The organism is Peredibacter sp. HCB2-198 (assembly GCF_045999315.1).
Classification (GTDB): Bacteria; Bdellovibrionota; Bacteriovoracia; order Bacteriovoracales; family Bacteriovoracaceae; genus Peredibacter.
Genome location: NZ_CP174607.1, coordinates 3,839,267 through 3,866,256 on the forward strand (window position 1 = coordinate 3,839,267; position 26,990 = coordinate 3,866,256).

Annotated in this window: 25 protein-coding genes; 6 read left to right on the top strand and 19 right to left on the bottom strand. The window is 44.1% G+C overall.

All coding sequences use genetic code 11. The features are described from left to right. Positions 1-171 precede the first annotated feature (171 nt). A complete protein-coding gene (locus ACJVC5_RS19220) occupies positions 172-1,167 on the bottom strand; it encodes an alpha/beta hydrolase (RefSeq protein WP_408097169.1) in 996 nt (331 codons plus the stop codon). 108 nt (positions 1,168-1,275) lie between these two features. Here ACJVC5_RS19220 and ACJVC5_RS19225 point away from each other — a divergent pair, with 108 nt between their 5' ends. Further along, a complete protein-coding gene (locus ACJVC5_RS19225) occupies positions 1,276-2,343 on the top strand; it encodes a sensor histidine kinase (protein ID WP_408097170.1) in 1,068 nt (355 codons plus the stop codon). Here ACJVC5_RS19225 and ACJVC5_RS19230 read toward each other — a convergent pair. Continuing rightward, positions 2,340-3,158, bottom strand: a complete 819-nt coding sequence (locus ACJVC5_RS19230; protein ID WP_408097171.1) for a DODA-type extradiol aromatic ring-opening family dioxygenase — start codon at positions 3,156-3,158, stop codon at positions 2,340-2,342. The two genes, ACJVC5_RS19225 and ACJVC5_RS19230, sit on opposite strands and share 4 nt — an antisense overlap. Positions 3,159-3,274: 116 nt before the next feature. On the opposite strand from ACJVC5_RS19230, the gene ACJVC5_RS19235 reads away from it, so the two are divergent. Beyond that, positions 3,275-3,754 (top strand): hypothetical protein, encoded by a 480-nt coding sequence (locus ACJVC5_RS19235; protein WP_408097172.1) that lies wholly within the window; start codon positions 3,275-3,277, stop codon positions 3,752-3,754. Positions 3,755-4,031: 277 nt separating this feature from the next. On the opposite strand, the gene aceA is transcribed toward ACJVC5_RS19235, so the two are convergent. From aceA to ACJVC5_RS19295, 12 genes are all read right to left on the bottom strand, one after another. Then, positions 4,032-5,318, bottom strand: coding sequence for an isocitrate lyase (aceA, locus tag ACJVC5_RS19240; protein WP_408097173.1), 1,287 nt, complete (start codon positions 5,316-5,318; stop codon positions 4,032-4,034). Between the two features lie 14 nt (positions 5,319-5,332). Beyond that, complete coding sequence (locus ACJVC5_RS19245) at positions 5,333-6,949, bottom strand: malate synthase (protein WP_408097174.1); 1,617 nt, start codon at positions 6,947-6,949, stop codon at positions 5,333-5,335. Positions 6,950-7,024: 75 nt separating this feature from the next. Beyond that, positions 7,025-7,627, bottom strand: coding sequence for a TetR/AcrR family transcriptional regulator (locus tag ACJVC5_RS19250; protein ID WP_408097175.1), 603 nt, complete (start codon positions 7,625-7,627; stop codon positions 7,025-7,027). A gap of 2 nt (positions 7,628-7,629) precedes the next feature. Next, on the bottom strand, positions 7,630-10,821 hold the full coding sequence (locus tag ACJVC5_RS19255; RefSeq protein ID WP_408097176.1) for an efflux RND transporter permease subunit: 3,192 nt from the start codon (positions 10,819-10,821) through the stop codon (positions 7,630-7,632). After that, the gene (locus ACJVC5_RS19260) at positions 10,814-12,235 is read right to left on the bottom strand and encodes a TolC family protein (RefSeq protein WP_408097177.1); all 1,422 of its coding nucleotides are present in this window, start codon (positions 12,233-12,235) and stop codon (positions 10,814-10,816) included. The genes ACJVC5_RS19255 and ACJVC5_RS19260 overlap by 8 nt, the downstream gene beginning before the upstream one ends. Positions 12,236-12,367: 132 nt before the next feature. Next, positions 12,368-12,670 (bottom strand): hypothetical protein, encoded by a 303-nt coding sequence (locus ACJVC5_RS19265; RefSeq protein ID WP_408097178.1) that lies wholly within the window; start codon positions 12,668-12,670, stop codon positions 12,368-12,370. A gap of 42 nt (positions 12,671-12,712) precedes the next feature. Next, a complete protein-coding gene (locus tag ACJVC5_RS19270; protein ID WP_408097179.1) occupies positions 12,713-13,258 on the bottom strand; it encodes a hypothetical protein in 546 nt (181 codons plus the stop codon). Positions 13,259-13,267: 9 nt separating this feature from the next. Next, the gene (locus ACJVC5_RS19275; protein ID WP_408097180.1) at positions 13,268-13,810 is read right to left on the bottom strand and encodes an SOUL family heme-binding protein; all 543 of its coding nucleotides are present in this window, start codon (positions 13,808-13,810) and stop codon (positions 13,268-13,270) included. Positions 13,811-13,816: 6 nt separating this feature from the next. Continuing rightward, entirely contained in the window at positions 13,817-14,788 is a 972-nt protein-coding gene (gene egtD / locus ACJVC5_RS19280; RefSeq protein WP_408097181.1) for an L-histidine N(alpha)-methyltransferase, read from the bottom strand. Then, a complete protein-coding gene (gene egtB, locus ACJVC5_RS19285) occupies positions 14,785-16,074 on the bottom strand; it encodes an ergothioneine biosynthesis protein EgtB (protein ID WP_408097182.1) in 1,290 nt (429 codons plus the stop codon). Before egtB ends, egtD begins: the two co-directional genes overlap by 4 nt. 54 nt (positions 16,075-16,128) lie before the next feature. Continuing rightward, the gene (locus ACJVC5_RS19290; protein ID WP_408097183.1) at positions 16,129-16,668 is read right to left on the bottom strand and encodes a hypothetical protein; all 540 of its coding nucleotides are present in this window, start codon (positions 16,666-16,668) and stop codon (positions 16,129-16,131) included. A gap of 24 nt (positions 16,669-16,692) precedes the next feature. Continuing rightward, positions 16,693-17,289 carry a hemerythrin domain-containing protein gene (locus ACJVC5_RS19295; protein ID WP_408097184.1) on the bottom strand — a complete coding sequence of 199 codons (597 nt, stop codon included), beginning with the start codon at positions 17,287-17,289 and terminating at the stop codon, positions 16,693-16,695. Between the two features lie 211 nt (positions 17,290-17,500). On the opposite strand from ACJVC5_RS19295, the gene ACJVC5_RS19300 reads away from it, so the two are divergent. Next, on the top strand, positions 17,501-17,989 hold the full coding sequence (locus tag ACJVC5_RS19300; RefSeq protein ID WP_408097185.1) for a universal stress protein: 489 nt from the start codon (positions 17,501-17,503) through the stop codon (positions 17,987-17,989). On the opposite strand, the gene ACJVC5_RS19305 is transcribed toward ACJVC5_RS19300, so the two are convergent. Further along, on the bottom strand, positions 17,973-18,689 hold the full coding sequence (locus ACJVC5_RS19305; RefSeq protein ID WP_408097186.1) for a response regulator: 717 nt from the start codon (positions 18,687-18,689) through the stop codon (positions 17,973-17,975). The two genes, ACJVC5_RS19300 and ACJVC5_RS19305, sit on opposite strands and share 17 nt — an antisense overlap. Positions 18,690-18,850: 161 nt before the next feature. Here ACJVC5_RS19305 and ACJVC5_RS19310 point away from each other — a divergent pair, with 161 nt between their 5' ends. The 3 genes from ACJVC5_RS19310 (at position 18,851) to ACJVC5_RS19320 (ending at position 22,947) form a co-directional block, all read left to right on the top strand. Beyond that, positions 18,851-20,977, top strand: a complete 2,127-nt coding sequence (locus tag ACJVC5_RS19310) for a S8 family serine peptidase (RefSeq protein WP_408097187.1) — start codon at positions 18,851-18,853, stop codon at positions 20,975-20,977. Further along, positions 20,977-21,621, top strand: coding sequence for a hypothetical protein (locus ACJVC5_RS19315; protein ID WP_408097188.1), 645 nt, complete (start codon positions 20,977-20,979; stop codon positions 21,619-21,621). Before ACJVC5_RS19310 ends, ACJVC5_RS19315 begins: the two co-directional genes overlap by 1 nt. 99 nt (positions 21,622-21,720) lie before the next feature. After that, the gene (locus tag ACJVC5_RS19320; RefSeq protein ID WP_408097189.1) at positions 21,721-22,947 is read left to right on the top strand and encodes an isocitrate dehydrogenase (NADP(+)); all 1,227 of its coding nucleotides are present in this window, start codon (positions 21,721-21,723) and stop codon (positions 22,945-22,947) included. A 117-nt stretch (positions 22,948-23,064) separates the two neighbouring features. On the opposite strand, the gene ACJVC5_RS19325 is transcribed toward ACJVC5_RS19320, so the two are convergent. The 4 genes from ACJVC5_RS19325 to ACJVC5_RS19340 form a co-directional block, all read right to left on the bottom strand. Then, positions 23,065-23,661, bottom strand: coding sequence for a hypothetical protein (locus tag ACJVC5_RS19325; protein ID WP_408097190.1), 597 nt, complete (start codon positions 23,659-23,661; stop codon positions 23,065-23,067). 194 nt (positions 23,662-23,855) lie between these two features. After that, positions 23,856-24,710, bottom strand: coding sequence for a hypothetical protein (locus tag ACJVC5_RS19330; RefSeq protein ID WP_408097191.1), 855 nt, complete (start codon positions 24,708-24,710; stop codon positions 23,856-23,858). Further along, on the bottom strand, positions 24,707-25,516 hold the full coding sequence (locus ACJVC5_RS19335; protein WP_408097192.1) for a TIGR02147 family protein: 810 nt from the start codon (positions 25,514-25,516) through the stop codon (positions 24,707-24,709). Before ACJVC5_RS19335 ends, ACJVC5_RS19330 begins: the two co-directional genes overlap by 4 nt. 104 nt (positions 25,517-25,620) lie before the next feature. Further along, positions 25,621-26,982, bottom strand: coding sequence for a hypothetical protein (locus tag ACJVC5_RS19340; protein WP_408097193.1), 1,362 nt, complete (start codon positions 26,980-26,982; stop codon positions 25,621-25,623). Positions 26,983-26,990: the final 8 nt, after the last annotated feature.

Here is a 26,990-nt window from a genome sequence, read left to right on the forward strand (position 1 = left end):
ATCAACATTCATTTCATAAAGTCATGACAAGGCAACAAAGGAGCTTGTTATGATGAGGAACTACCAATACACATATAACGTACTAAGAGTGATCTCCTTCATCATACGTCCAATGTTTATCACTGGATGGATGAGATTCTATCGGTTTCTCCACCCTCCGTAGGTTGGATTTTATTTCTCGAATGATTTTTGAAGTTTTAATGAAGCTTCATTCTGGGCCTCTTGCGCTTCCTTGAGCACTCCCGCCATTCCGAAAAATTCGTGGGTCACCCCTTCATAGTTCCGATAAGTCACATCCACTCCCTGTCTTTCCATCTTCTCCGCCAGCTCTCTTCCTTCTCCTTGAAGAGGATCAATTTCCGCCGTAATAATGGTCGCCGGTGAAAGACCTCTGAAGTTCGCTTTCAGTAAATCAATCCGTGGATCTTCTTTGTCCTGTGGTGAGCGAAGATATTTTGAAAAGAACCAATTCATCTTGGCCTTATTCAAAGGTTTGGCATCTCCATTCACTTTATAAGAAAGAGTATTCATCTTGGTCGAGGCAACGGGATAGATGATTAATTCATGAATCGGAATCTGAAGACTTTGATCGCGGGCCATGATCGCCACGTTGAGGGCCAAATTTCCTCCGGTACTTTCTCCCGCGACAGCGATTCTTTTTGGGTCACCATCAAAAGTGGCGGCATTTTTTAAGACCCACTGATAGGCGGCAAAGGCATCATCATGGGCCGCAGGAAAACGATTTTCGGGGGCCCGACGATACTCGACCGCAATAAAAATGGCATTGGTCTTTGCTGCAAGTGATCTTGGAGTTGCATCATAGGTATCAATATCAGACAGGACCCATCCTCCTCCGTGATAATAAACCACCACCGGAAAAGGTCCCTTTCCTTTTGGACGATAGAGTCGCGCTTTAAGCTTCCCATCTGCCCCTTGAATTTTAATGTCCTTGACCTCCGCCAGATTGTCCTTCGTCTTCGGAGAAATAGATTTTACCGCCTCAGGTGCTGTGGGCTGGTCTCTGGCCTCTTCAACTGAAAGATGCTCAACAGGGCGTCCCCCTTTTTCATCCAATTTATCTAAGACTTTTTTCATCTGAGGATTAGGTGGAATGGCCGCCCAAAGGAAGTTTGAGAAAAGAGAAATGATCAGGATGCTCTTCATCATGATTGCCTCCACAATAGATTGAAACCTTTTGAGGCAAGTCATGTCATTTGGTTCGCATTAGACTCACAGTTTCTGGTCTGAAGTCAGCATCAAAGTTACAATATCAGGATGAAGGCGCGAGAATATCTTCAAAGGCTAAAGTGTTTTCCCATCTATAAATATCTTCTTACGCTATTTATCGTTTCAACGACGACACTTATTCAATACTTTCTTTGGCCACTGCTTAACCCGGCACCATTTATCTTATATTTCCCAGCAGTGTTATTTTGTTGTTTCTATGGGAACGGTCTATTTTCTATTCTCTTGTCTTCCATCTGCGTTCAATACTTTTTTGTACCTCCCTACGATACCATCGAGATCGTATGGCCCAAAGATCCCTTTCGATTGCTTTGTTTTATTTTCTCCACCATATTGATCCAAAGAGTTGTTCAAAAGCAATTGAAGGCAAAGAAAGAAGTCGAAAATGTTCTGGAACAACTCCTCGAAGAAAAATCGGCCCGAGAAAATTTTGTTTCTGCCCTCTCTCATGATTTACAAACACCACTCACCGCCATTCGTTTGTCGACTCAGCTTATTCATCGAAAACCGGAAGACACCCACAAAAACACCGAGAGAATCATTCACAACGTGAATCGGATTGAACAAATGGTGCGTGATATTTTGGATGCGAACAAACTTCGTGCCGGAGTCCCTATTCCCCTGGAGATCACAGAGTTTAATCTGGTGGAATGTGTCCAGAACGTTATGACCGAGCTTAATATGATTCATCAGAATCGGTTTACCTTAGAGAGTCCTGAAGTGATTATGGGATTCTGGAGTTCTGATGGAATAAGAAGAATTGTCGAAAATCTGAGTACCAATGCCATAAAATACGGAGAAGAAAATAGACCCGTTACCATCCGGATATCCGCCACTTCTGCAGAAGTTGAAATTGAAGTTCATAACGAAGGTCATCCAATTCCTCCTTATGAACAGGCCAATCTTTTTAATCTTTACAAACGATCTCTTTCCGCAAAAAAAAGCGGTAAAAAGGGCTGGGGTCTGGGGCTTACTCTTGTAAAGGGTCTCACCACAACGATGGGAGGATCAGTCAGAGTCAATAGCCGAGAAGGATTTGGGACGAGTTTCATTATCACTCTACCAAAAGATGCACGGGCCTTTATTCAAACTGATTAGGAAAGAAGCCCTTCCGGAATAGCTTCTTCACTCAAGCAAAAAGACAGGAGCGAGGCCGTACTGTACTTAAAACCTTTGTAAACGATTTGAGGTCTATCGCCTGCAATGGATGTTCCCATCACAAAAACCAAAGGCATAAGTCCCGCCGTGCTTGGGCTGGCGAAATCACTATGCGGGGCCGACTTTCTATAGTCTAGAATGTTCTCAATATTGGCCGTCATGAGATTTACTTCCATCCACTCATCAAACTCACGAGTCTTGGGATGAACGTCCTCTCCACGAGCGTGCCAAACGATTTTATTCATATTGAGCGCAGACACTCCACTTCCTATCACCAAGATGCCTTTTTCTCTTAGTGAAGAAAGTGCATGACCTAGTTTTAAAATGATACGCGGATCATCCGATTGAGGAATCGAAACTTGCACAACCGGTAGATCGGCCTCTGGTCGAATCAATCGAAGTGGCATCCACACACCATGATCAAAACCATAGTGCTCATTGAAGGTCGTTTCAAATCCCTTATCTTCCAAAAGATCCGCCACATGTTCTTCCAGTTCAAAAGAAACTGGTGGCTCATATTTCATCTCATACAATTCAGGCTGAAATCCTTGGAAATTATACTGGATGCTGGATTGGGACATACTAGTCACCTGAACCGGCCCCGGCATGATCCATTGTGAGGACACACAAACGATTCCTTTTACAGAATCACCTAAAAAACGACCGAAATTTACCAATGAAGTATTAAAAGGGTCATCTTGAAGGGCAAGAGGCGGTAATCCGTAACTCACATATAGGCTTGGAAGAACTTTCATGCACTTATCTTACCATTTTTTTATTTAGTTAACTAATATTAATAAGAGGAAGTTTGACAGAAGTTCTTCTGATTAACTATTGTGTTGGCTCAACACATTTTAATTAAGGACTGAAGATGAAAATCCTCTTTCTCGGTTTACTCCTTACTACTGGACTATTTGCCGGTGTAATTTACAGAGCTGATTTTCCCATGGGTCCAGATGCTTCTGTAACTCCAGGTTCTCTTTGCTCAAACCCAGATGCTTACCGTTATCCTGAACACATCCCTTATTGTAACCGCAACGTAAGTGGCGATCTTAAAGATGATGTATTCCGTGAATATCGCGACCTTGGATATCGTCTAGATCCAAAACAACGTAAACAATATAAGATTGATCACTTGATTCCTCTTTGCGCTGGCGGAAGTAACCGCATTGAAAACTTATGGCCGCAACACGAATCTATTTACGCGATCACTGATCCACTTGAGCCACTAGCATGTGACAAACTTAAGGCCGGTGTGATTAAGCAAGCTGAGCTTGTTCAACTTATCCGCCAAGCAAAGTTCGACACCAGACTTGTTCCAAAAGTTATGCAATATCTAAGAAGCTTATAATTCTTCGGCCCCTCTCTGAGGGGCTTTTTTTTGCCTTTTTACTTTCTCCAGAGAAAGTACTCTCTTCAACAAAATCATTTATTTGACTTCAATTTACTTTCTCCAGAGAAAGTGATCTTCAATTGTCATTTTTATCAATTTGACAATTCCGTACATTTTCCGTATTTTATTTTTAATAAAGTTTCAACGAACTTGCAAATAAAATTAAAAAAAAAGAATTCTACTTTCTCCAGTGAAAGTAAAAAAAGCGGAGCCAAGTGACTCCGCCATTTAGAATTTAGTGTTGAACAAATTGCTGGCGCTCAGTTGAGCCTTCATAAGCAAGTGTCGAAGATTGGCCATTGCAAATCACGGAACTCACCATATCGAAGTAACCAGTGCCAACTTCGCGCTGGTGTTTAGTGGCCGTGTAACCAAACTTTTCGCTCGCGAACTCGCGCTCTTGAAGTTTTGAATAAGCGGTCATGCCACGCTCTTTATAATCCATGGCAAGCTCATACATGCCATGATTTAGAGAATGAAAACCGGCCAGTGTTACAAACTGGAATTTATATCCCATAGAGCCCAGCTCTTTTTGAAAACGAGCGATTTGATCTTCGCTGAGATTTTTCTTCCAGTTAAAAGAAGGCGAACAGTTATAGGCAAGAAATTTACCTGGATACTTTTTACGAATGGCCTCAGCAAAGTGACGGGCCTGATCAATGTCCGGAGTTGAAGTTTCACACCAGACCAGATCAGCATAGGGAGCATAGGCAAGTCCGCGAGCGATCGCAGACTCTATTCCGGCCTTGATTTTATAGAAGCCCTCAGGAGTGCGTTCACCAGTCATGAACTCACGATCGCGCTCATCCACATCTGAGGTGAGAAGTTGCGCTCCTTGGGCATCCGTCCGGGCAATGAGAAAAGTGGGAACACCCATCACATCGGCGGCCAGGCGGGCGGCGGTGAGAGTGCGAATAAATTGTGAAGAAGGAACCAGTACTTTACCACCTAAGTGTCCGCATTTTTTTTCAGAGGCCAGTTGGTCTTCGAAGTGCACACCGGCAGCACCCGCCTCGATCATGCTCTTCATAAGTTCGTAGGCATTTAATGGTCCACCAAATCCCGCCTCGGCATCGGCAATGATGGGAACCATCCAATGACGAGAAACTTTGCCTTCGGAGAATTCGATTTGGTCTGCGCGCTGAAGAGCGCAGTTGATTTTTTCTACGACGTAAGGAACAGAGTTTGAAGGATACAAACTTTGATCGGGATACATTTGTCCGGAAAGATTGGCGTCTGCGGCCACTTGCCAGCCACTTAAATAGATGGCCTCAAGGCCCGCGCGCACTTGTTGCACGGCCTGATTACCAGTCAAGGCCCCGAGGGCATGAATATAGTCTTCCTTTTGCATGAGCTCCCACAATCTCTCCGCACCCATATGAGCGAGAGTATGTTGAATTTGAAAGGAGCCTCGGAGTTTTATGACATCTTCCGGAGAATAAGTTCGGGTCACACCTTTCCAGCGTGGATCAGAGCCCCAGCTGGACTTCATTTCACTCGCGGCCTTCATCATTGCATCCATGCTCCATTCCTTTTTTAAAATTCAACTGGTTCACTAGTCGTTGTTAAAAAATCACTGAGTTCATCTTGAGTAAACACTCGAAGGGCCATGTCCCTCGCCTCTTCTAGTTCAACAAAAAGTTCACGATGACGATTCTCGGAAGTTTCCGCTTTCATCTCTTCCAAAATTTTCTGAAACTCATCCGCAAAGACAGAGGCCACAAGCCCCTTAGTCACCTGAACTCCATCATCCAGTGTGATCTGATGATGAAGCCATTGCCAGGTCTGGGCCCGGGAGATCTCCAGAGTGGCGAGATCTTCCATTAAATTATCAAAGGCCACACATCCAATGTCTTTCATCCATCCATGCATATAAGCGATTCCCACTCGCACATTGGTTCGAAGACCATTCATGGTATGAGGGCCTTCGCTACGAGGAAGAATGTCAGAATATTTATCAAAATCCGGCAGAGTTTCTTTTAATTGATTTTCATTCTTAAATGCGGTCATGGCGACACCGATAAAATACGGATGGGAGACCCAACAACCATCATGGCCCCATTGGGCCTCGCGCCTTTTGTCCGCACTGACTTTTTGCGTTTGCTCGAGGCGAAGTTCCGGACTTTTACCAGGAGTGAACGCAGACATGCCTCCCATGGCAAAAGCACCTCGTGAGTGACAAATCTTAATCACCCTTTTGGCATAGTTCTCCATCCATGATCGTTCCATATTGATGGAGCTTCGATCGGCCATAATTCTTTCCGGATGATTACGAAGAACTTTAATATCGCTGAAAATTTTGTCCCAGCGGCCAACGTTTAACCCGACTGCATGATCACGAAGCTCATACAAAATCTCTTCCACCTGAAACGTGGCAGGTAAAGTTTCAATCAAAAATGTCGCTCTCAAAGTCCCGATCGGAAACTTCGTTGCTCGCTCTAACTCTACAAAGAGATTGTTCCACCAGCGGGCCTCGAGATAATGCTCACACTTGGGAACATAATACTTAGGAGTTTTATTCTGGAGACGATATTGGCGAGCGGTATGAAAAAAACAAACCGCGAGATCTAAAAGTCCCGCCGAAATTTCCTCTCCATTGATTTTGATATTGCTCTCATTCAGATGAAGCCCTCGACAGCGAACCATCACATAGGCCATGTCATTGGGATTCAGCTGATACTTTTTCTCTTCAGTGAAGTAAGTCAGTCTCCCTGGCACGGCAAGAATCACGTTCTTATAGCCATCGAGCACATTCTGAAAACTCGGTTTCATGGAGTCTTCAAAATCCAGCATGGCCATGTCGGCCCGCTCGCCTTTCTCATTGCGAGAGAGCATATTGATCACCATCTTGGCCGAATTCACGGGCCCCGTGATCTCCACTCGACGACAGAGAAGTTCTCTTGGAATGGGTGCCACCTTCCAACTGCCTTTGACCGCCTCAGAATTTCGATCCAGAAACTCCGGAACCTCACCCTTGTCATAGTGGCCTTGCCGAACTTTACGCGCTTCCAGGAGCCGCAATCGTTCGGGATTTAATCGTTCATGGAGATTTTTAAGAAGCTTGATAAGTTCTGGTGGGAAAAGTTCTTGATAATCACTCTCCCAGAACTTTTTTGGGAACGAGAAGCCCTCGCCGACATTGATCGTACTCATAGGAAACCTCCGTGTTTATTAACGGATGTCCCTACTTTTCAGTCAAGCTGCGAGGGTCTTGTTGCACGTGCTGAGTTAAACTGAATAACGAGTATTGAGATCTCTTACGATGGTCTCAACTAACTGCTTAATGTAAACCGGGAATGCCGCTTTACCTTGTGGCAGAAATTTATTTATGTGCTCCTTACCTACAACTGATGCTGACATAACAGCAACGTGCATAATGTAAGTAAAAATAACACTGCTTGCCCAGATCATTTCCGAATCAGGAACATTTGTACCGAGCTCTTTTTTCAAATAAAACGACAAATGTTCCCAACCAATCGGAGAAGTATCTAATTCGTGGCAGGGAGTGCCTGCCCCGAGAAAGAGTTTAAAGTGATTTAGAAACTTGATCTCGTCTTCTGTCATCGTGTGATAAATCGACAATGCAAATTCCGAGGCCGTTAGATCCTTGTTTTCGGCAAGCTTGTTAATTTTGTCTTTAAATTCAGCAATAACACAACCAGTGACTTCTTCCAGAATACCTTGCTTACTTTTGAAGTGATAATTTAACGAAGCAATATTCACTCCCGCTCTCTGAGCGATCTCCCGGGTTGAAGTGGCGTCATAGCCCTTCAACCCGAAAAGATAAGTACTCGCTTCAATAATTCTGTGTCTTGTATCGTGTTCTGACATAACTACTCTACCTTCTGTACGTTAGTGTCCGCTCCTGTCACTTTGGAAAAAATTCTGTTCACAAAAAGACGGAAGCGCTCAATGTAAGTATAGGCGGCAGGTACAATGATCAGGGTCAGAAGTGTCGAACTGATTAGACCACCAATCAAGGCAATACCCATACTCGTTCTCTGTGCTGAAGCCTCGTTAAGACCGATAGCAATCGGCACGAAACCAGCGATCAGAGCGAAAGACGTCATAAGGATCGGACGAAGACGGTTTTTACCGGCAAGTAGGATCGCCTCGCGAAGAGACATACCGTGGTTCTCCATCTGCTGGTTGGTATAGTCCACCAGGATAATAGAGTTCTTGGTCGCAACACCAAGAAGCATGATACATCCGATCATTGAGAAAAGATCCAGTGAAGCACCAGTTAAGGCAAGAGCAAAGAAAGCACCACACATCGCAAGTGGAAGCACGAGCATGATGGTAAACGGAGTGATGAACGATTCATAAAGAGATGCTAGTACCAGATAGATAAAGAGAATACCTAGTCCTGAAGCGATCGCCATACTTTCAATCATCTCACCGAAGTTTTCTGCCTGACCAACGAACTTATAGTTCATGCCTTCAGGAAGTTTGATGTCTTCTTTGAAGATACGGGCAACTTCAGTCATCGCACCACCCATACCAGGGCCATTCGGAGCAATGTCCGCAGAGATCTGGTAATACCGAGCACGGTCCTGACGAGTGATGTTTGCTGGACCCGTCGTCTCAACACCTTCAACCACACTCTTAAGCGGGATCATACGGCCGTTGATGTTTGGAATAGAAATGTTGTTAAACTCTTTCTGAAGGTTACGTTGGTCTTCACGAAGACGAACACGGATATCATACTCCTCACCTTTCAGACGATACACTGCCGGAGTTTGACCTTCCATCAGGGTACGAAGCTCCATACCAAGTACGTTAGTCGAGATACCAAGTCTTTCAGCTTGTAGACGCTCAGGAATCACCTGGAACTCAGGCTTACCTGGACGATATGAAAGGTCCACACCAAGAAGGGCCGGATGGTTTTTCATCTTCTCGAATACTTTCGTCGAAATTTCCGCAAGCTCTTTCTCATCGTTACCTTGAATGTTCACGTTAAATGGACGCTGACCGGCACCAACTTGGTCAAAGTCACTTACTTGAACGTTAGCATAAGCGAACGGCTGAAGTTCTTTACGAACGATGTCTTTAAACTGAATCGTATTGACCTTTCTTTCTTTGGCACCAACTAGACGAACATAGAAGTTTGCTTTGTTCGCTTCACCATCTTTTGTACCCACAGTCAGAAGGCTTACGGCAACTTCTTTGTGACCACGGATCACTTTATCAACTTCAGTCGCAACACGTTCCATCTCGCGAAGGCTGGTTCCAGGAGGTAGATCCAGGTTCACCGAGAATTCACCGTTATCCTGAGCGGCAAGGAACGTCTTAGGAACGAATTTAAGAGAGTAAATACTTAGAGCAAAGATCAGAACACCACCAAGAATCATCTTGATTGGGTTGTTCAGAGTCACTTTCAAAATCCATACATACAGATCTTCAAGCTTACTTTGAAAACGGTCAAACCATGCCAGCATTTTTCCGACTGTTCTGTCGTAGATGCCAGTACCTTCACCTGGTTTTACGTGTCCACCTTTACCAGCGAAGTAAGCAGACATCATCGGAGCAATTGTAATCGCATCAAACATTGAAATGATAAGAGCGAAACACACTGTCATACCGAATTGTTTTAAGAACTGACCTACCACACCCGAGATGAATGCAATTGGACCGAACACGGCGATAACTGTGAATGTTGTTGCAATTACCGCGAGCATCACCTCTTGAGTACCATGAAGTGCTGCTGTACGGGCGTCCTTGCCCATTTCCATGTGACGGAAAATGTTTTCACGTACCACGATCGCGTCATCAATAAGAAGACCTACCGCAAGTGAAAGAGCAAGAAGTGACATTACGTTAATCGTATAACCAGCAACTGCCAGAAGCACGAAGGCACCTAGAAGCGAGTTAGGAAGAGCTAGAGATGTAATAACTGTAGAACGGAAAGAAGCAAGGAAGAAGAACACCACGATAATCGTTAGAACAATACCGATAGTAATTGATTCTTGTACGTCGAAAAGGTTGTCCTTAATGGCCTTTGAACCATCACGCACAACTGTTAGTTCCGCTTTATTAGATGCTTTCCCTAGAGTTGAATTGAGGAGACCGACCTGTTTTACCACGTTATCGGCCACGGCCACGGTGTTAGCACCAGTCTGACGGTAAACAGAGATAAGAAGTGAACGTTTACCATTCACGTAACCAATGTTCTTTTCATCTTCCAGACCTTCACGAACCGTAGCAACGTCACTTAGAACAACCGGAACATCGTTTCCAAGGAACTGAACGATGGTGTTTTTCATTTCATCAATGGTCTGGAACTCCCCTAGAGTTCTGAATACCGTTTCTTGTTTTGCAGAAACGTCGATCTTACCTGAAGGAATGTTTGAACCGGCCTTACCAAGAGCGTCTGCTACTTGAATGGCAGAAACCTGGCGGAACTTCATTTTGTTCAGATCAAGGTCCACACGAATTTCACGCTCACGACCACCCATGATCTCTACCAGACCAACGTTGTTGATCTGTTCAATTTTTGGTTTCACAGTGAGGTTCGCCAAATCGTAGAGCTCAGCTTCAGTCATATCGGCCGTAAGAGCGATAGTCACAATCGGCTGATCGGAAGGGTCCACACGACGAATCACCGGCTCTTCGATATCATCTGGAAGATCGGCCTTCGCTGAACTCACCTTATCTCGAACCTGTTGTTCGGCGTATTTAATATCGGTGGAGAAAGTAAACTCCGCCACAACGATTGATACACCCTCTTGGTTAATAGAACGGATGGTTTTTACACCAGAAATAGTCGAGAACTCTTCCTCGAAAATTTTTGAAATAAGCATCTCTGTTTCACGGGGACCGGCACCAGGATACTGAGTGGTAACTGTTACCACTGGGAACGTAACATCCGGGAACAAGTCAACTGGAAGAGATCTCATAGAGAGATAACCAGTAATCATCGTTACAAGGACTACGCAGGTAATGAAAATAGGACGGTTAATAGAGAGTTTGGCAAATGACCAACCACCCTTATCAACGTAGGTATCTTTTAGGTCATTATTACTCATATTCTTCTCCAGAGAAGAGTTTCAGTTCGTTGTAAACGAGGATCAAATCGCGCTCATAACGAAGTCTAATTAGCTCGGTGTTAGCAAGGTCTTGCTCGAACTGCACCACTTGGAAAGTCGTTGTACGACCTTGTTGGTAGCGGCGTTGTTCTGTTTTATATTTCTTGTCCTGAACTTCTACAAACTTGATGGCAAGTTTCAGACGCTTCTTAAAATCTTCGAAACGCTGACTAAGGATTTCGTAGTTACGGTCAACTTCATACAAGCGACGTTGATAAGTCATCTCCGCTGCTTTCGATTCCTGTGCATAAGCTTTTCTGTAATCACTCTGAGCTCCGAAATCAAGCGGAGCTGAGAAGCGAACACCAACGATTGAATATGGACGAGTGGCTCCGAAGGCCTGATCAGTTGCCTCAGAATAGAACTTGTCACGACCGTTGATTGAGTACTGACCGTAAAGCTCTAGAGTCGGACGGTTTCTTTCAACACCCAATTGAGAGTTCGCTTGTGCTGCCTTTGTGTTGGCAAGAGCGGCACGAACGTCTTCTCTCATTTTCATTTTCGAAGGAAGAGTTGCGTCCAAAATATAAGCGCTACTTCTTCCTTTCGTGCCTTCAAGATTCACGTCCCCTTCCATCTGGCGAAGAGAGTTGAATTCTTTTTGAGCAGCATTGATATCAGAAAGAGTGTCCTGATACTCAATCTCACGGTTTTGAAGGTTTGCTTCTGATTGAATCAAATCTGATTCATCAATCAGGTTGCTCGAAAAACGACCTTTGTTCCAGTCGCGAAGTTTACGAGCACGGGCCAGAGATTCTTCCTGAACTCTTAAAGTCGTTTGAGCAAAGTACAGACGCCAGTAAGCGTTTTCTGCCTGCATGTTCAACTGTTTGTAAGTGAACATGTCATTCAAACGCTGGGCCTCAACTTGCGCCAGCTGAACTTCTTCATTTGCTTCGAACTCTTTCCCTAGAAAGTTTCTCCACAAACTCTGAGTCACCTCGAGCATAGGTGCCACATCAAAGAACTTCGGCGTTCTTACTAACCCACCCTCAGTTCCATTGATTTTGGTCTGATAGTAGTTGTACGAGATGGCAGCTTTCGTACCGGTTCTAAAATTCTGAGAGAGACCAGCACGTAGCGTGTGCCTCATGGTCTGCTGACCTTGAAACGCAGGTGCCAGTGTCGGGCGCTGGTCATCTGAGTACTCTCCCGTCAAAAAGAATGACGGTTTAAAGAATAAAGTCGCTTCATCCTTACGACTTTCTTTGGCCTTCACAGAGATATTTAATCCCCGGAAGTTTCCGTTTCTCTCGCGTACTTCGGTCAGGTATTCCTCCAAAGTGAGTGCTTGAGCAACAGGGATGCTAGACAATAGCAGTAGTGTTGGTAATCCAAGTCTTTGAAATAACATATTTTTCCTCATGGTCAATCGCATGATTTAATCGCTTGCTTAAATCTAAATCAAACGCTCGTTTAACGCAAGGTCCTTTTATAAAAACTGACAAATGCTAGGAATTTCTAGGGGTTCAATCTTAAGGAATTTTCATGTTTGGTCAGAGTTGGCAATTTTTGTCCTCGCTTCATCCTCTCCAAAGGCCTCTCGTTCATAAGAGATGTTTCGATAGGCCTTGTAATGTGAAAGACCCGTTCGTCTTCCTTTCCAGTACTGCCAAAGATAGCGAGCATAAAATTTCCAAAGGCCATCGCGCTTAATCTGTTCAATATGAACATGTTCATGGCGCTTTAATTCTTCATTGGGGTGTTTATCACAATAAAGGATGAAGGGGTAAAGGACGATGGCATTAATACGAAAAGGTTTTAGAAAACGACAGTTGTAGATGTTCATAGTTTTAAAAAAGAGGGCCCGAAGGCCCCCTGGTCTCTCGACCTACTCTTCTTCCTTGATGAAAATCACAATGGATTTCGACGCCTTCCCTGGCACCTTGACTGCTGTGTCGGTGTTCGGAATTCCAGCTGACTCGAGAGGTTCTTTGATGTTTTCATCGGTCGAAATTTTATTAATAGCAGCAGATCGCTCTGCCATATTAATCATGGTTACGTCTTCAATCTCAGTTAACTTTTTTAGATACGTTCCTAAAGCAAGATTTCTTTTTACGACCAGAGTCGTATCGTTATCAATGTCCTTACTGTTATGAACAGAAGGATACTCCAGGTCTCCCCAGGTCAGGGCCTTCGCCTTGGTAATACCTTCGTGATTAAACTTCTGATAAAGCTGTTCCATTTCCTCTTTCGCCTTGGGGGTCAACTTATCACTCCCTTTCTTAAAGGAGATCTCCACCATCTCTTGCTTTTTTTGGGCAGACTGCTCAGAAGGTGGCGTCATCGTATCGTCTGTCGGAGTGTCCGAAACTTTCTTCCCACTCCCGCAGGAAGAGAAAAAAATCATGATGAATAAGACCAAGATTGGCCGCATGTTTTTGCCTTATATAATGTCCAAATGAACTTCATTCGGGCGAAAGAAAGGTATCTGTAATAAGAAATCATTTCGTGAAACTCTTAGAGGACCTTGGAAATTGAGACCTTTCTTTTTAATCCAACGTTTGAGTTCCTCGCCTTTTCGATGAAAGATCTCCTGAGTGATTCCTCCTCTAAAACGAAGCACTCCCACGGTAGAAGGTGCCCACTCTTCAATTTTAATAAAACGACTAATGGGTTTAGGAACATTCAAAAGGTCCATTTCCGGAGGAAGAATCATCCCTACGTCCCATTGATCAACTTTATTCAAATGAAAACAAGGCCCGGCCCGAAGAATTTTCTCCACTTTGAAATTTGTTCCTTCCAGATACTCCGTAATGTGCTTCATTCCGTTCTTAATGGCCTCATCGAAGGTACCTTCCAAAGAAACTCTGGCACAAATAAGTTTTTGATAGAGCCTTACTTCAAATGGTCCCTGGGACATCATCAGAGTAAACCTCGACTCCTCCTGGGCCTTCCAGTTCAATAGAGACAATAGAAGTGAATTCATACGTCCTCACTCTTTTTCAAAGTAATAAACGCAAAACAAATTCTTAGAGTCCTTCCAGTATTTTTTAAGCACGAGTCCTGCATGAGCACAAAGTTCAGCAAACTCGTCTTCTGAATATTTATATGAATTCTCAGTATGAATCGTTTCTCCTTCGTTAAAACGGAAAACTGTTCGATTCACACGCACGAGTTGGGGCACCTTGCTCTTTAAGTGCATCTCCACTCTTCCCATTTCCTCATTATAGAAGGCCTCATGTTCAAAATTATTCAGATTGAAAGAGGCACCTACTTCACGATTGAGTCGTCGAAGAAGATTCAGATTAAATTCTGCCGTCACTCCTTCAGAATCATCATAGGCACGTTTTAAGATCGAACTGTCTTTTTTAAGATCGGCCCCAATCAAAAATCCGCCGCCACTCTCGAGCATGTTCCCGTAGTGCACAAGAAAATCAATCGCTTCACCGGGGGAAAGATTTCCAATGGTCGAGCCCGGAAAAAAAATGACTTTCTTTCCATTCTTCATCCCAACGGTGACAGGGAGTTCAAGCATCTCGGTAAAATCCGCACAGACGGGAGTGATATTGAGACCAGGAAATTCTTCGATAATTTCACTGGTCATACGGAGAAGAATTTCTCTTTCGATTTCAATCGGAACAAAACCGGATGGATCATGGAGGGCCTTCAAAAGATAGCGGACTTTTTCACCGGCCCCGCTTCCCGGTTCAATGATAAGGGCCCCAGGCCCTATCATCTCGGCCATCTCGCCGGCATAGGTCTGCAAGATTTCTTTCTCCGCTCGAGTGGGATAATAGTCCCTGAGATCACAGATTTTCTCAAAAATCTCAGAGCCTGCTTTGTCATAGAGAAATTTCGGAGGAATGCTTTTTTGATGCTTAGAGAGTCCCACTAAGACCTCAGACAAAAGTGAGTGACTTTGAGGGGCCAGGTCCATGTAAGAGGAATCAAATTCTGTCTTCATGCTAAGTCCTTTGCAAGTCGTATTCCTGAATATTGCCAACGCATATGAGGGTAATAGAAGTTCCGATAGGTCACTCGATAATGAGACCTCGGAGTAATAGAACTTCCTCCACGAAGGACGAACTGATTGCACATAAACTTTTCGTTATATTCCGCCAGACCATGATGAAACTTTTCATAGCGGGGATAAGGCAAATAAGCACTATGGGTCCATTCCCAAACTGAACCATGAATTTGCGAGTAGAGTTCATGATCATCTCGCGACGGTTCCGGTTCAAAATAACCGTCCTCCAAGAAAGTGCACTCACTTGGCTCTGAACGAGCGGCCACTTCCCATTCAAACTCAGTTGGAAGTCTGCATCCTTTCCAGCGAGCGAAGGCCATGGCCTCGTAAAAACTCACATGCACCACGGGTGCCGCAAGATCAAGCGGCATCATTCCGCCTAAAGTGAACGACCACCAGCTCTTGCCATCTCGCTCCCAATATAAAGGAGCGTTCCATTTTTCTCTCTCCTTGGTCTCCCAACCGTCAGATAACCATAGAAGCGGATTATCGTATCCACCATCTTCAATAAAGCTAAGGTATTCGTCATTAGTGACGAGATGAGAAGAGAGCATGCAACTTTCGATCCACTGATTATGCAGGTCCTTCTCATTATCAAAAGCAAACTCACGAGAGTTTCGATCGACTCCGATTTTCACTAACCCCGAGGCAATATTATGCCATCTCACTTCGAAAGAATCATAAGGGCCATGGGAATGGTCCGGATGATACTTAGGTCGAATAGGATTCTCGTAAAAATTTCTTTTTATATCCATCAAGAGAAGTTCCTGGTGCTGCTGTTCATGCTGAATTCCCAGCTCCAGGCATTCTTTGACCTCTTGAAATTTGTCTTCTTTAAGTCTCATGACTTGAATCATGACTTCTTTGGTAATGGCACGACGGTATTCCTGAACTTCATGGACCGTGGGTCTTGAAAGAACTCCACGTTTGGTCTTGGGGAGATAGTATCCCAGTGCTTTATAGTAAGAATTAAAGAGGAAATGAAATTCATTTCGAAAAGGCTCATACTGAGGATTGATTTTTTTCAGAACGAAGTTTTCAAAAAACCAAGTGGTATGGGCGAGATGCCATTTCGGAGGACTTGTGTCCTCTGTAACTGAAATGACAAAATCTTCGTGAGTAAGAGGCAAGCACAGATCTTCAGTTGCTCTTCTCACGGCCTCAAAACGTCGGACAATCGCCTCTCGTTCTGAAAACCTCTCTTGGCCTTTAATAAGATCCATGGTCGCTCCGTGAATCTACCGGGAGAGAAACTCTCCCGGTTTGGTCTATTAAGCTTATACTCTTCTTTCTGAGTCTGAACGACGGTTTAAGTCACGATCAACGCGGGCCTGAGTTTTTATAATGCCGCTTGTGCCATTATCCACATCTCGACGTTTTATCCAACTGTAGGCGCTGAGAATTAACACCGCCGCGATTGCGATGTGTACAATATGATCGGCCGTTCCGAACTCAAGTACATTTGGAATGACTCGCATCAGATTCTCATCTGCTTCCATGTGTCCTACTCCTGGGTAACCAGGTTCACCGATAAGAAAACCGGCCAGACCTAAAATTCCGTAGACCACACCAAATCCAAAAGCAAAGCTGTAGGCCTTCTTAGGATCGTCAGCATAACCACACCACAGGGCCAGAGCACCTGAAGCAAGGTGAATAATATTGTGAGCGAGACTTAAGTGCATGGCCATAAAGCCAGGGAACACAATTCCCAAAAGACCGGCCGCTACGAATGCCAGTCCAACACCGATACAGACCTTTTGAGTTAAGCTTCTGGGTGCCACGAGATGATGTGACCCAGGATGCATTGTTGTTGCCATAACTCCTCCTTGTTTGCGGGAGAACTAGTGCTGTAAGTTCTCCACGAATTTGTCCATCTTGGTCAAAAATTCGCTAGAAACTTTTTGTATAGAGTCTTTCCACTCGATCAGTTCATCCTGGAGTTGAGGATAGTCCTGCAAATCACGAGGGGAAAATTTTCTTAGTTTCATATAATTCACTCCCAATTCATTCAGAGTGGCGTCGTCTATCGCCTCTTTCATCTTGGGAAGTATTTCCGTTTCTTCTTCAATCAGATGTTTCTTTAAAATTTCCGCCAGGACCTTTAATTCGGCCTCGTGCTCATCTCGTAAAACCCTCACTCGTGCCATCTTCGCTTTTATGGAGCGAATTTTTTGATCAATGATCCCGTGTTCAATTTGGGCCTCGAGAATATTAAAGTGCAATTCTTCATTTGATTCCAAAGGAGCATAGATGGCCCTCTTCTCTGTCTGCGAATGGATATGGACCGCATCCAAAAAACTTTTGGCCAACGACATCTTTCTACGTTTGTCAGCGTTCTCATCAATCATGACTTCAATACATTCTTTGATGTAACGGTGATCAATCAGGATCAAATCAATCACGTTTATGTCCTGAATTCCCACGCTTTCGTTTTTCATAGTTATTTGCTCCTTACCTTGCAATGAGGCATCTATTTAAATTGCATGAATCTTGCCAATGTTGCAGAGGAAGAAGTGGTGGAAAACTGGAGAAGAATTTTTATGACTCTTTCATGATCTTTGGGAGGTTTGCCCCAATACAAGACTCATGTACTTACTCCGTTTTTTGTTTTGGATTCTGGTGAGATAATAAGACTTTCAGGAGGTCTTTATGCGTCCTCAAAGAATCGTTGTGGCCCTTCCCTTGGAAGAAGAACTACTGGCCCCTCTTCATGAATGGGGCAGAAAGTTTGACTTCTCTCACGTAGAAAGTGTGCACTTTCTGCATGTCGTGAAAAAGAACATCACCCCTCTCGAGTTTGGACTGATAGAGACTCCGGACGAGGAAACGTACCACGACATGATGCCGGCCTTGGAAAAGTTTTTACGAGAAGAATCAAAAAAGATTCTTCCTCCCGGCTTTCAAGGTGAAACTTCATTTCAGCTCACCAAGGATTTTCATCCGGAAGAAGAGGTGATTGATATTTTAAAAAACCGGAACGCCACTTTGATTGTGGTGGCCACAAGAGGTAAACACGGGTTCGAGGGACTTTTTCACAGCTCCTTTACGGACTACATGGTGAAGTTCGCGCCTTGTGATGTGTTTGTCGTGAGACCAGGGCCAAAAGCAGAGGCCAAACCACTTAAGAAATCTGCTTAACTCCTGCCTCCAGACGACGGCTCATGCTTTCGAGCATGAGCTTGATCCACTTAGGTTGTCCCTCTACAATTGCCAGGACCTTTGAAGAAGGGATGACGATCAATTCAGTTTTTTCTTCTGCTGTAATTTTAACCATTCGTTGAGTGCCGTTAATGACGGAAGCATCTCCAATAACGTCCCCACTTCCGTGTTTGAATAAAATTTTCTGAGACCCATCACCAAGTTTTTTGGAGGCCGTCACCACTCCACTCACGACTAAATAAATGGCGGTGGCAGAATCTCCTTCATCAAACAGCACATCACCGGGATTAAGAATGATCTTGTCTGATTTTACCGATGAAGTGCCTACACCTAATAGCTTATTCGCCCTTTGAAGAAGACTGGTGGCCTCATAAGGCCTCTCCAACACCTCACACTTTTCCCACTTAATGTTTTTCTGCTTCATCTCTTCACCATAAGCGGTGGTGAAAAGTAAGGGAGTCATGTCTCCTTTTTCACGGATTTGTTGATAGAACCTGAACCCATCCATCTTAGGCATCTGATAGTCCAAAATAATGAGATCAAATTCTTCATTTCGACACTTCTGAAGTCCTTCGACACCATCATGGGCCACAATCACCCGATACTGATCTTTCGGGAACAGCTTTATCATGACGGCCTGAAGTTCTTTCTCTTCTTCTATAAACAGGATCTTTTTCATGCTCCCTTTTTCGGCAGCTTATTTAAAAATCCCTAATTCTTTCTAAAGAAAGTTAACTGTCTAATAGGCTGATTTCACGGCATCCTTAACTAAAATTATAATATTTAATCTCGTACAGAAAGAGCTCCAAATAGCCGATAGGATGATGAGGAAAGTTATCTATGCGGATTGGATTTTTAATTGCGATGTTGCTCGCATTTGGATGCGTGAAAGATGAAGGCAACATCTCAAAACCAAATTCAGGAACGGGCACGACCTCCGGTTCAGGTGGCGGGACTCCTAGTAATGGGACAGAGGATCCACTGGCCTCCTATGCCTGGCACTTGGAAAATCGCGGTCAATCTTCCTTCAGCGCCAGTGGTGGAATCGCCGGCGAAGATATTAAAGTTAAAACTGTTCATAGCACTCTTAACATCAAAGGAAACAATGTTCGCATTGCTGTTTCCGATACCGGTGTAGACACTGATCACGCTGATTTAATCAGTAACATGCTCACAACTGAACACCGAAACTATGTGTTCACTCAGCCTTCACGCTGGGCGGGCGCTTCTCCTTATCCTTCAGATAATGAGGCCCATGGTACTGCAGTTTCAGGTCTTATCGCCGCTGTTGGGTGGAACGGAATTGGTTCACGTGGAGTTGCTCCTTCTGCAAAATTTGCGGGCTTCAGATATATTTTTGCCTACTCTTCATCTGAGACCGAGGCCTCAATGCTTGCTCGCGAGATTGACCAGATGTCGGGTAACTTCGATATCTTCAACTACAGTTACGGCTACAGTGGTAGTGATTTCATCAACGTTGATCCATCAATTTTTACTCAGCTTGAATATGGAGTCACCAATCAAAGATCTGGCAAAGGTTCCATCTACGTTCAGTCGGCCGGTAACAGCTACACCGACTACTATGATCTTTGTTCGGGCCCGGCCATTTCTTGCCAGATGAAAGTTTCCGGAAATTCAAACTCAAGCGCAGACCAAGCAAGTCCACATAAAATTCTTGTGGGTGCCGTCAATGCCATGGGGCTTAGCTCAAGCTACTCCACTCCCGGAAGTGGCCTTTGGGTAAGTGCTCCTGGTGGAGAATTTGGAATTGATGAACCGGCCATGATCACAACCGATATTTCTGGTTGTAGTTCAGGGGACAGTTATAGAAATAACAATTACAATTATTTTAACTTTGGTTCTAATCCACTTAACCCTTATTGCGATTACTCAAGTCTCTTTAATGGAACTTCTTCCGCGGCCCCGGTGCTATCAGGAGTCGTGGCCCTGATGTTAGAGGCAAATCCGAGTCTCACTTGGCGTGAAGTAAAACACATTCTGGCCCTCACATCAGATAACATCGATTACGATCCATTTAATAATACTCTCAATCACCCATGGGGATTTAATCTCGCCAGTTATGTCTATGATGTAAAGTGGACCAGAAACGCCGCAGGTTTTTATTTTTCTAACTGGTATGGTTTCGGTCGCGTGAACGCCCTTAGTGCTGTTCAAGAGGCCCAGTCATGGATCTCGGGATCACTTGGAACTTATGAGAAAACTCTCAACACCGTTCCAAATCCAGATCAATGGTATTATGACTCGGGCGCGATTAATCTCGCCATCCCTGATGAGGACGCCACAGGTGTTGAAGACCGCATCTGGGTGGGACATGACTTTATTATTGAGGCCATTCAGATTCAGATCACGACCAATCACACTTGGCCCGGTGATTTGGCGGTTCATCTCGTTTCACCGAGTGGAACTGAAAGTAAACTTCTGAACATTAACAGTAATATTTTTTCTCTGGGCCTTGATGCCAATACCCTTCTTTTAAGTAATGCTTTCTATGGCGAGCGTTCAGTGGGTTATTGGAAAATTAAAATTGTCGATGGAAGTAGCGCCATTACTACGAAAGATGATGGAAGCATCACGGGAACAGGAAGTCTTCTCAACTGGAAGATTCTGGTTCACGGTCATCAAAGCCCATCTGATCTTGTGAAACCATATCCAGTGACCATGCTTTCTATGCCAAGTGGATCAACTTCGGCCACTAACTCACCTATTTTCTCATTTGCTCATACCACGTCCCTTTCTAATCTTGATCACTACGAAGTGGCGGTGGGAACAACTCCTGGTGGATCAAATGTGAAGAACTGGTATTCTCTGGGCCAGGCCAATACCACTCTACAGGTGACTGGCATGTCTCTTCAGGACACGACGACCTATTACCTAAGCATTCGCGCAGTTGATAACCAGGGCGAATATTCAAGTGTGCAGGTCAAGAGCTGGGTGCCGGATTTCTGATGAAAAAATACGCCTTCGGTTTATTAGGATTTATGCTTCTCGCCTTCTTTTTTTATAAAAGACCCGAGACCGTTGTCGTGACTGAGACCCAAGCTCCAGAGAGAAAAGTGGCCAGCACTCCATCGGCCCCTGTCAAAAAAGATCCAATCGTTCTTCCGGCAAAACAGAGTACCGCTTTTAAAAAAGTCGAAAGAAAAATTCGTGAAAGAGTTTCGCCTCAAGTGACAGAAGACTTCCAACAAGACCATAGCTTCAACCTGACTCGTGGCCATGTTTTTATCAGCAATGTAGGAGCTGTCGCCAAAGAAAACTATCAGAGTTCTATGGGGGAGATTCTTTATCAGGACGGAGTTTTCAATTTTGTTCGCTTAAGCTCTGACAAGGGACTTCTTCCCGTTGCCTACTCACCATCAACCGGTAAACTTCACCCAATTTCATCTGTGCTTCATATTGTGAACGCCACAGAAAGCATCAGATCAGAAGTAAAGGGACTCGGATTGACGGAGTACTACTATCACCCTGGAGCAAAATTATTGAGTGTTCAAAGCACCCAATCAGAGGTCCTGGAGGTCTATTCAGACTTAAAGGATCGAGGATTCGAGGTCCAGTTAGAGGTGGTTCGCCCCCACCAGCAAGGTATTTGATCTTTTCTCGCAATATACACAGCGCGCATCCTCGACAAATTCCCTGTTTTTCCCCACAATAGTAGCACTTCCAATTCACTCGTTCCCTTGGAGAATCCTATGGCAAAAATTAAAGTCGCAAACCCTGTCGTTGAACTAGACGGCGATGAAATGACTCGCATCATTTGGTCATTCATTAAGCAACAACTTATCCTTCCTTATCTTGATATTGATATTAAGTATTACGATCTTGGTATGGAGAACCGTGATGCAACTGACGATAAAGTTACTGTTGAAGCTGCTGAAGCGATCAAGAAGTATAACGTTGGTATCAAATGCGCGACCATCACTCCTGATGAAAAGCGCGTAGAAGAATTCAAACTTAAGCAAATGTGGAAATCACCAAACGGTACAATCAGAAACATTCTTGACGGTACAGTTTTCCGTGAGCCAATCGTTATCAAAAACATTCCACGTCTTGTTCCGGGCTGGACTCAACCGATCGTAATCGGTCGTCATGCTTTCGGAGATCAGTACCGTGCAACTGATACAGTTATCAAAGGCAAAGGAACTCTAAAAATGAGTTTCACTGGCGAAGATGGCAAAACTCAAGAGTGGGAAGTGTATAACTTCAAAGGCAACGGCGTTGCTCTTTGTATGTACAACACTGAAGAGTCGATCCGTGGATTTGCTGAGTCATGTTTTAACATGGCCCTGATTAAAGGCTGGCCTCTATACCTTTCTACTAAAAACACAATCCTTAAGAAGTACGACGGTCAGTTCAAAGACATCTTCAATGAAATCTATGAAAAAGATTACAAGAAGAAATTTGAAGCTAAAGGCATCGTGTACGAGCACCGTCTCATTGACGATATGGTTGCTGCTTGTATGAAGTGGTCTGGTGGATTCGTTTGGGCTTGTAAAAACTACGACGGTGACGTTCAGTCAGATACAGTTGCTCAAGGTTTCGGTTCACTTGGTCTTATGACTTCAGTTCTTATGACACCAGATGGGAAGACAGTAGAAGCTGAAGCTGCTCACGGAACAGTGACTCGTCACTACCGTATGCACCAGCAAGGTAAGCCAACTTCAACTAACCCAATCGCTTCTATCTTCGCTTGGACTCGTGGTCTAGCTCACAGAGCGAAGCTTGATGGTAACAAAGAGCTTGCTCACTTCTCTGAAACTCTTGAAGCAGTTTGTATCCAGACTGTTGAAGAAGGTAAGATGACAAAAGATCTAGCTGCTTGTATCCACGGCGATAAAGTAACTGCTGATAAGTATTTAACGACTGAGCAGTTCCTTGAGGCGATCAATCAGAATCTTCAAAAGAAACTTAAAGCTTAATTGCTAAAAGTATAAGGCCCTCGAAAGAGGGCCTTTTTTTATTTGTCTTCATTTCCCTACCAAAAAAAAGGGGCCCCATTCGGGACCCCAGAATTCCGTGAGAGAATTTTACGCTAATTACTTAACGCTGATTTTCACTTCGCGAACTTTTGTTGAAGCTGGCTTGTACTGAATGTCTTCCACACAACCAGGAAGAGTTGTACCTGCTTCACCTACTGGACAAAGGCGAGAATTTCTTGTGTCTACAACTTGGATTGTTCTTGTAACTAGAGCTGTAGAAAGTTCTAGGTTTTTAGCGGCCCATGACTTACGAACGCGAGCTTGACGACCACCGAAGTCCCAACGACCTTGAGAAGCGCCTTCAAGAGCTGCTAGATCAGCGGCAGAGAAATCTGCTGGATCAAGATTAAGAGTTAGGTAACCTTCTCTGTTTTCAGGATCATTTGAAACACCATCTCTGAATGTAACAGTTGCTTGAACAGCAGGCTCGCTCTCAAGAACAACTACTTCTGTACATACTTGAGAGATTTCACCATTTGGGTTACAACCAGGAATTTGTCTTACTTCTGTTTTAGAAGGAAGTGATACGAAACGTACGTCAGCTAGACGGATGTTTGAGTGAGCTGGAGAGATATCAGCTTGGTTTGAGTAGCTGATGCCAGCGAATGCTGAAGAAGCAAGAAGTGAAAGAGCAAGTGTGAGAGTCGTTTTCATGTTTTTCTCCTGTTGGTTGTCTCTTCGATGAAGAGTGGGTATGAGCCACTTTAACCATACCCACATGACTCTCTCAATAGAATTTGCAACGATCCGTTTCAAAGCGTTTCATGAGTTTGAAACGCCTAAAAATTACACACAATAAAAAAGGGCCGCAAAAGCGGCCCCTTCTTAGAGAAATATTCTTTTAATGATTAATCGCAGGCACCTTGTGAAGCATACTTCTGGGTGAAATAAGTCATACCTCTAAGGAAGTTCTCCTCCCAGGACACGATGTTCATGCGTCCCACCATAATGGTTGTACCAGAGCGTGAAGACTCATCGTTTGTGGGTTGATTTAATTTCACCTTACACGCACCTCTCTTTCCGAAGACGCGGTAACGTCCATCAACTTTTATATTGAGATTCTTGTAGGCGAAGAAAGAAGAGACTTCCATGTACTCTTTAACATTAGAAAGGTGACCAGAATGAAGAGCGGCATTCATATAACGAGCGCTTCTAGAGGACAATTCCCCCATCTCTATCATGTGCTCGTAGACCACCTCATGAAGGATAAGCGAGGTCTGAACGTCTTTATCTAGGGAGAGCCAGATGTCCTTCTGAAACGTAAACTTCACTTCCCCTGGAAATGGACTTTGGTTCTGAGTCGCGGCCTGAACAATTTCACATCCCGAAGGCAATTCAGCAATGCCTTCATCGCTGATATTGATGAGATCATTGGTGGTGAACTTCACAAGTTTTGAACGCTTTTGCGAGGATCTTTCAAGCTCTGAGATCTCTTTTTCAATCTCCAAAGCTCTTGCTAAGAATTTAGCAGCAATCACCGAATCAACTGACGAAAATTCCTTCAAGGTCGCTGCGATAATTTCAGGGCGCGTTCCCTCTCTAGTGACAGGTTCAAATCCCCAGTCTTCTCCGCCCTGGAAGATATCAAGAACCACTGTTCTTTGAGTTGGACAAACAATGACGTCACCGCCATTTCCTACTCTATCGCCGGCATGAACAAGGAGACTTGTTGTGAGGGCCATGAGGCCAATGAGTTTTTTCATTGTAGGTTATCCTTTGAGAGATTCTGTTGGGTCAATTTTGTTAGAGGGAAAAACTGAACCGCCAGACGATAAACTTCTTTTTTCTCGCCTGCTTCCAAAACGTCTGAGAGTTCGTCCTGGAATTTACGGATCATTTCCTTTGCCTGGGCCATCTTAGATGGATCAACTGGCATTGTAATATAAGTAAAGTCTCGCTCTTGAATGGAATCACGGTGAAGTGATTCTTTAGCAAGTTCCAAATTTTCTTCGTGGCTCTTTCTAACTGATAAGTTTACGGTATCGTCTGAAGAACGGATTTTCGCCTGCACACGAACCAGCTCACCTTTTTTAATTTCCAGAAAACCTAGGTCTAAAAGACGCTCAACCACTTCTTGTGAGCGATATTTTGTAATACCAAGACGACCAGCAATCCATGCATAATCGTTGATAAAATCGTCTGTCTTAATGAGAGATAAAACGGCGAAGTGTTCCCACTCGGCCATGAGCTTAAAGGTCGAAGCTTCAATCTCCAGATACTTTGGGGCCGCTTCATCTTTTTCCATTTCCTCGACCGTTCTGTATTTTCTTTTTTCAGGAAATAGATTCAGGATTTCATTACGAGAGACAGGATCAATTAAAAGTTTGCGGGTGATTTTCTCAGCGAGATCTTTCGAAACATTTCTTTTCCCATTCATGATGGCCGAAAGAGCACCATGATGAATGCCGACTTTTCTAGAGTATGAACGAAGGGAAAATTTCGGGTTCTTGCTTTGAGCAGCAAGGAGATGACTTCTTAAAAGTTTTTGAATCGCTAATTGCTCGTCCATTATGCCAGGGACGATAGGATGAAATCGGGTCTAAAACAATAAATTTTGAAACAATGTGTTTCATTTACATGAAACATCTTAAGCATTCATTAGATTTTCAATACTTAGAAGAAAATGTCCGTCGACAAGGCCACGGTTTCCCCGGTCTGGCCGGCGGTATAGAATCCAAAAAAGCTTCCCACTGGCGACTGCTCTAGGTGGTTCACCATCACATTTAAACGCCAATTACGTGTATCCCTTGGATAATAGTTAAAACCTCCCACCACTTCCCAGGGATTATTAAACTCTCCCCAGATGTAAGTGTAGGAACTATAAATCTCCCACTTACGAGGGACGATCTGATACGCCGTTTGCATCATGAATCCATGATCAAAAATATTATCCTCTGGTGTGGGGCCATTTTTCTTAAATCCATCTAACCAGCGCCAATAGTAGTTAAAATCAAAAAAGAATCCGCGATACTTTACCGCCGCATCCGCTGAGAGGATGGAATAGTTCGCACGCTGAATGGTCACACCCTGGGCCAATGCTCCTTCATCAAAAAGATTCACCCCATCTGAGAGTCGGAGCTGAGTATTATTGGGATTATCATTAATATCGGGCTGAGCGAATCGATCTTCTCTACTCTGAGTGACCGAGATACCAAAACGACTGGAAAGCTTGTCATGCATTTCATAATCGCCGTAGCCACCACGAGGACCAAACTCGCCTGTAGGAAGTATCCAAACACTTCCTCCGTAGGCCATATTCCGTGTGAACTGTGAGGCCTTGATCCCTACTTCACTTAAGGCGTTCCCCACCATTAAACGATAAAAGAGAGTGTCAGTGAGCTGTCCTCTCGCTGTGAGTCCCATAGTAAACCCGGGCTTAAAAAACTCGTCTCCCATAAAGCGGTCACCACTTAAAAAATAGGGATGCTGACCATTTAATGAACGAGCACCAGGAAGACCATCAATCCCAGCTTGAAGGACGAATTTTTTATCGAAGTTATAAGCGATGGACCCAATGATATTCACATTCTTAGTGGTGTTCACGGTCCAGAAATTGATGACATATTCTAACTTTGGATCATAGGCCCATCCACGAAGCCACATGATGGCACGGTGGAGTTCAATATCATTTCGAGTGTCCACATTGCGCTTATTCCCCAAATGATCGTGATAACTCTGACTAGCTGGTTGCTGATTCATGTAACGAGCAAGAACATAGAAACTAAGATTGATACTACCTGCATCGGTCTTACCTAAAAGCACACCTTTCCCGGGGTCAATTGCCCCCCAAGTTTCTGTATGACGTTCTTCCGCCTTCCGAATCTCTTTAACGTCGTGCTGCTCAGGTGAATCTTCCTGCTCCTGCATATCCAGGGGATCCGTCATGTTCCGAAGCATTCGTGGAGGTTGCAACATAGATGATTGGGCAAAGGCATTGATGCTCAAGAAGAAGCAGAGGATAAGATATTTATGCAACACTGACT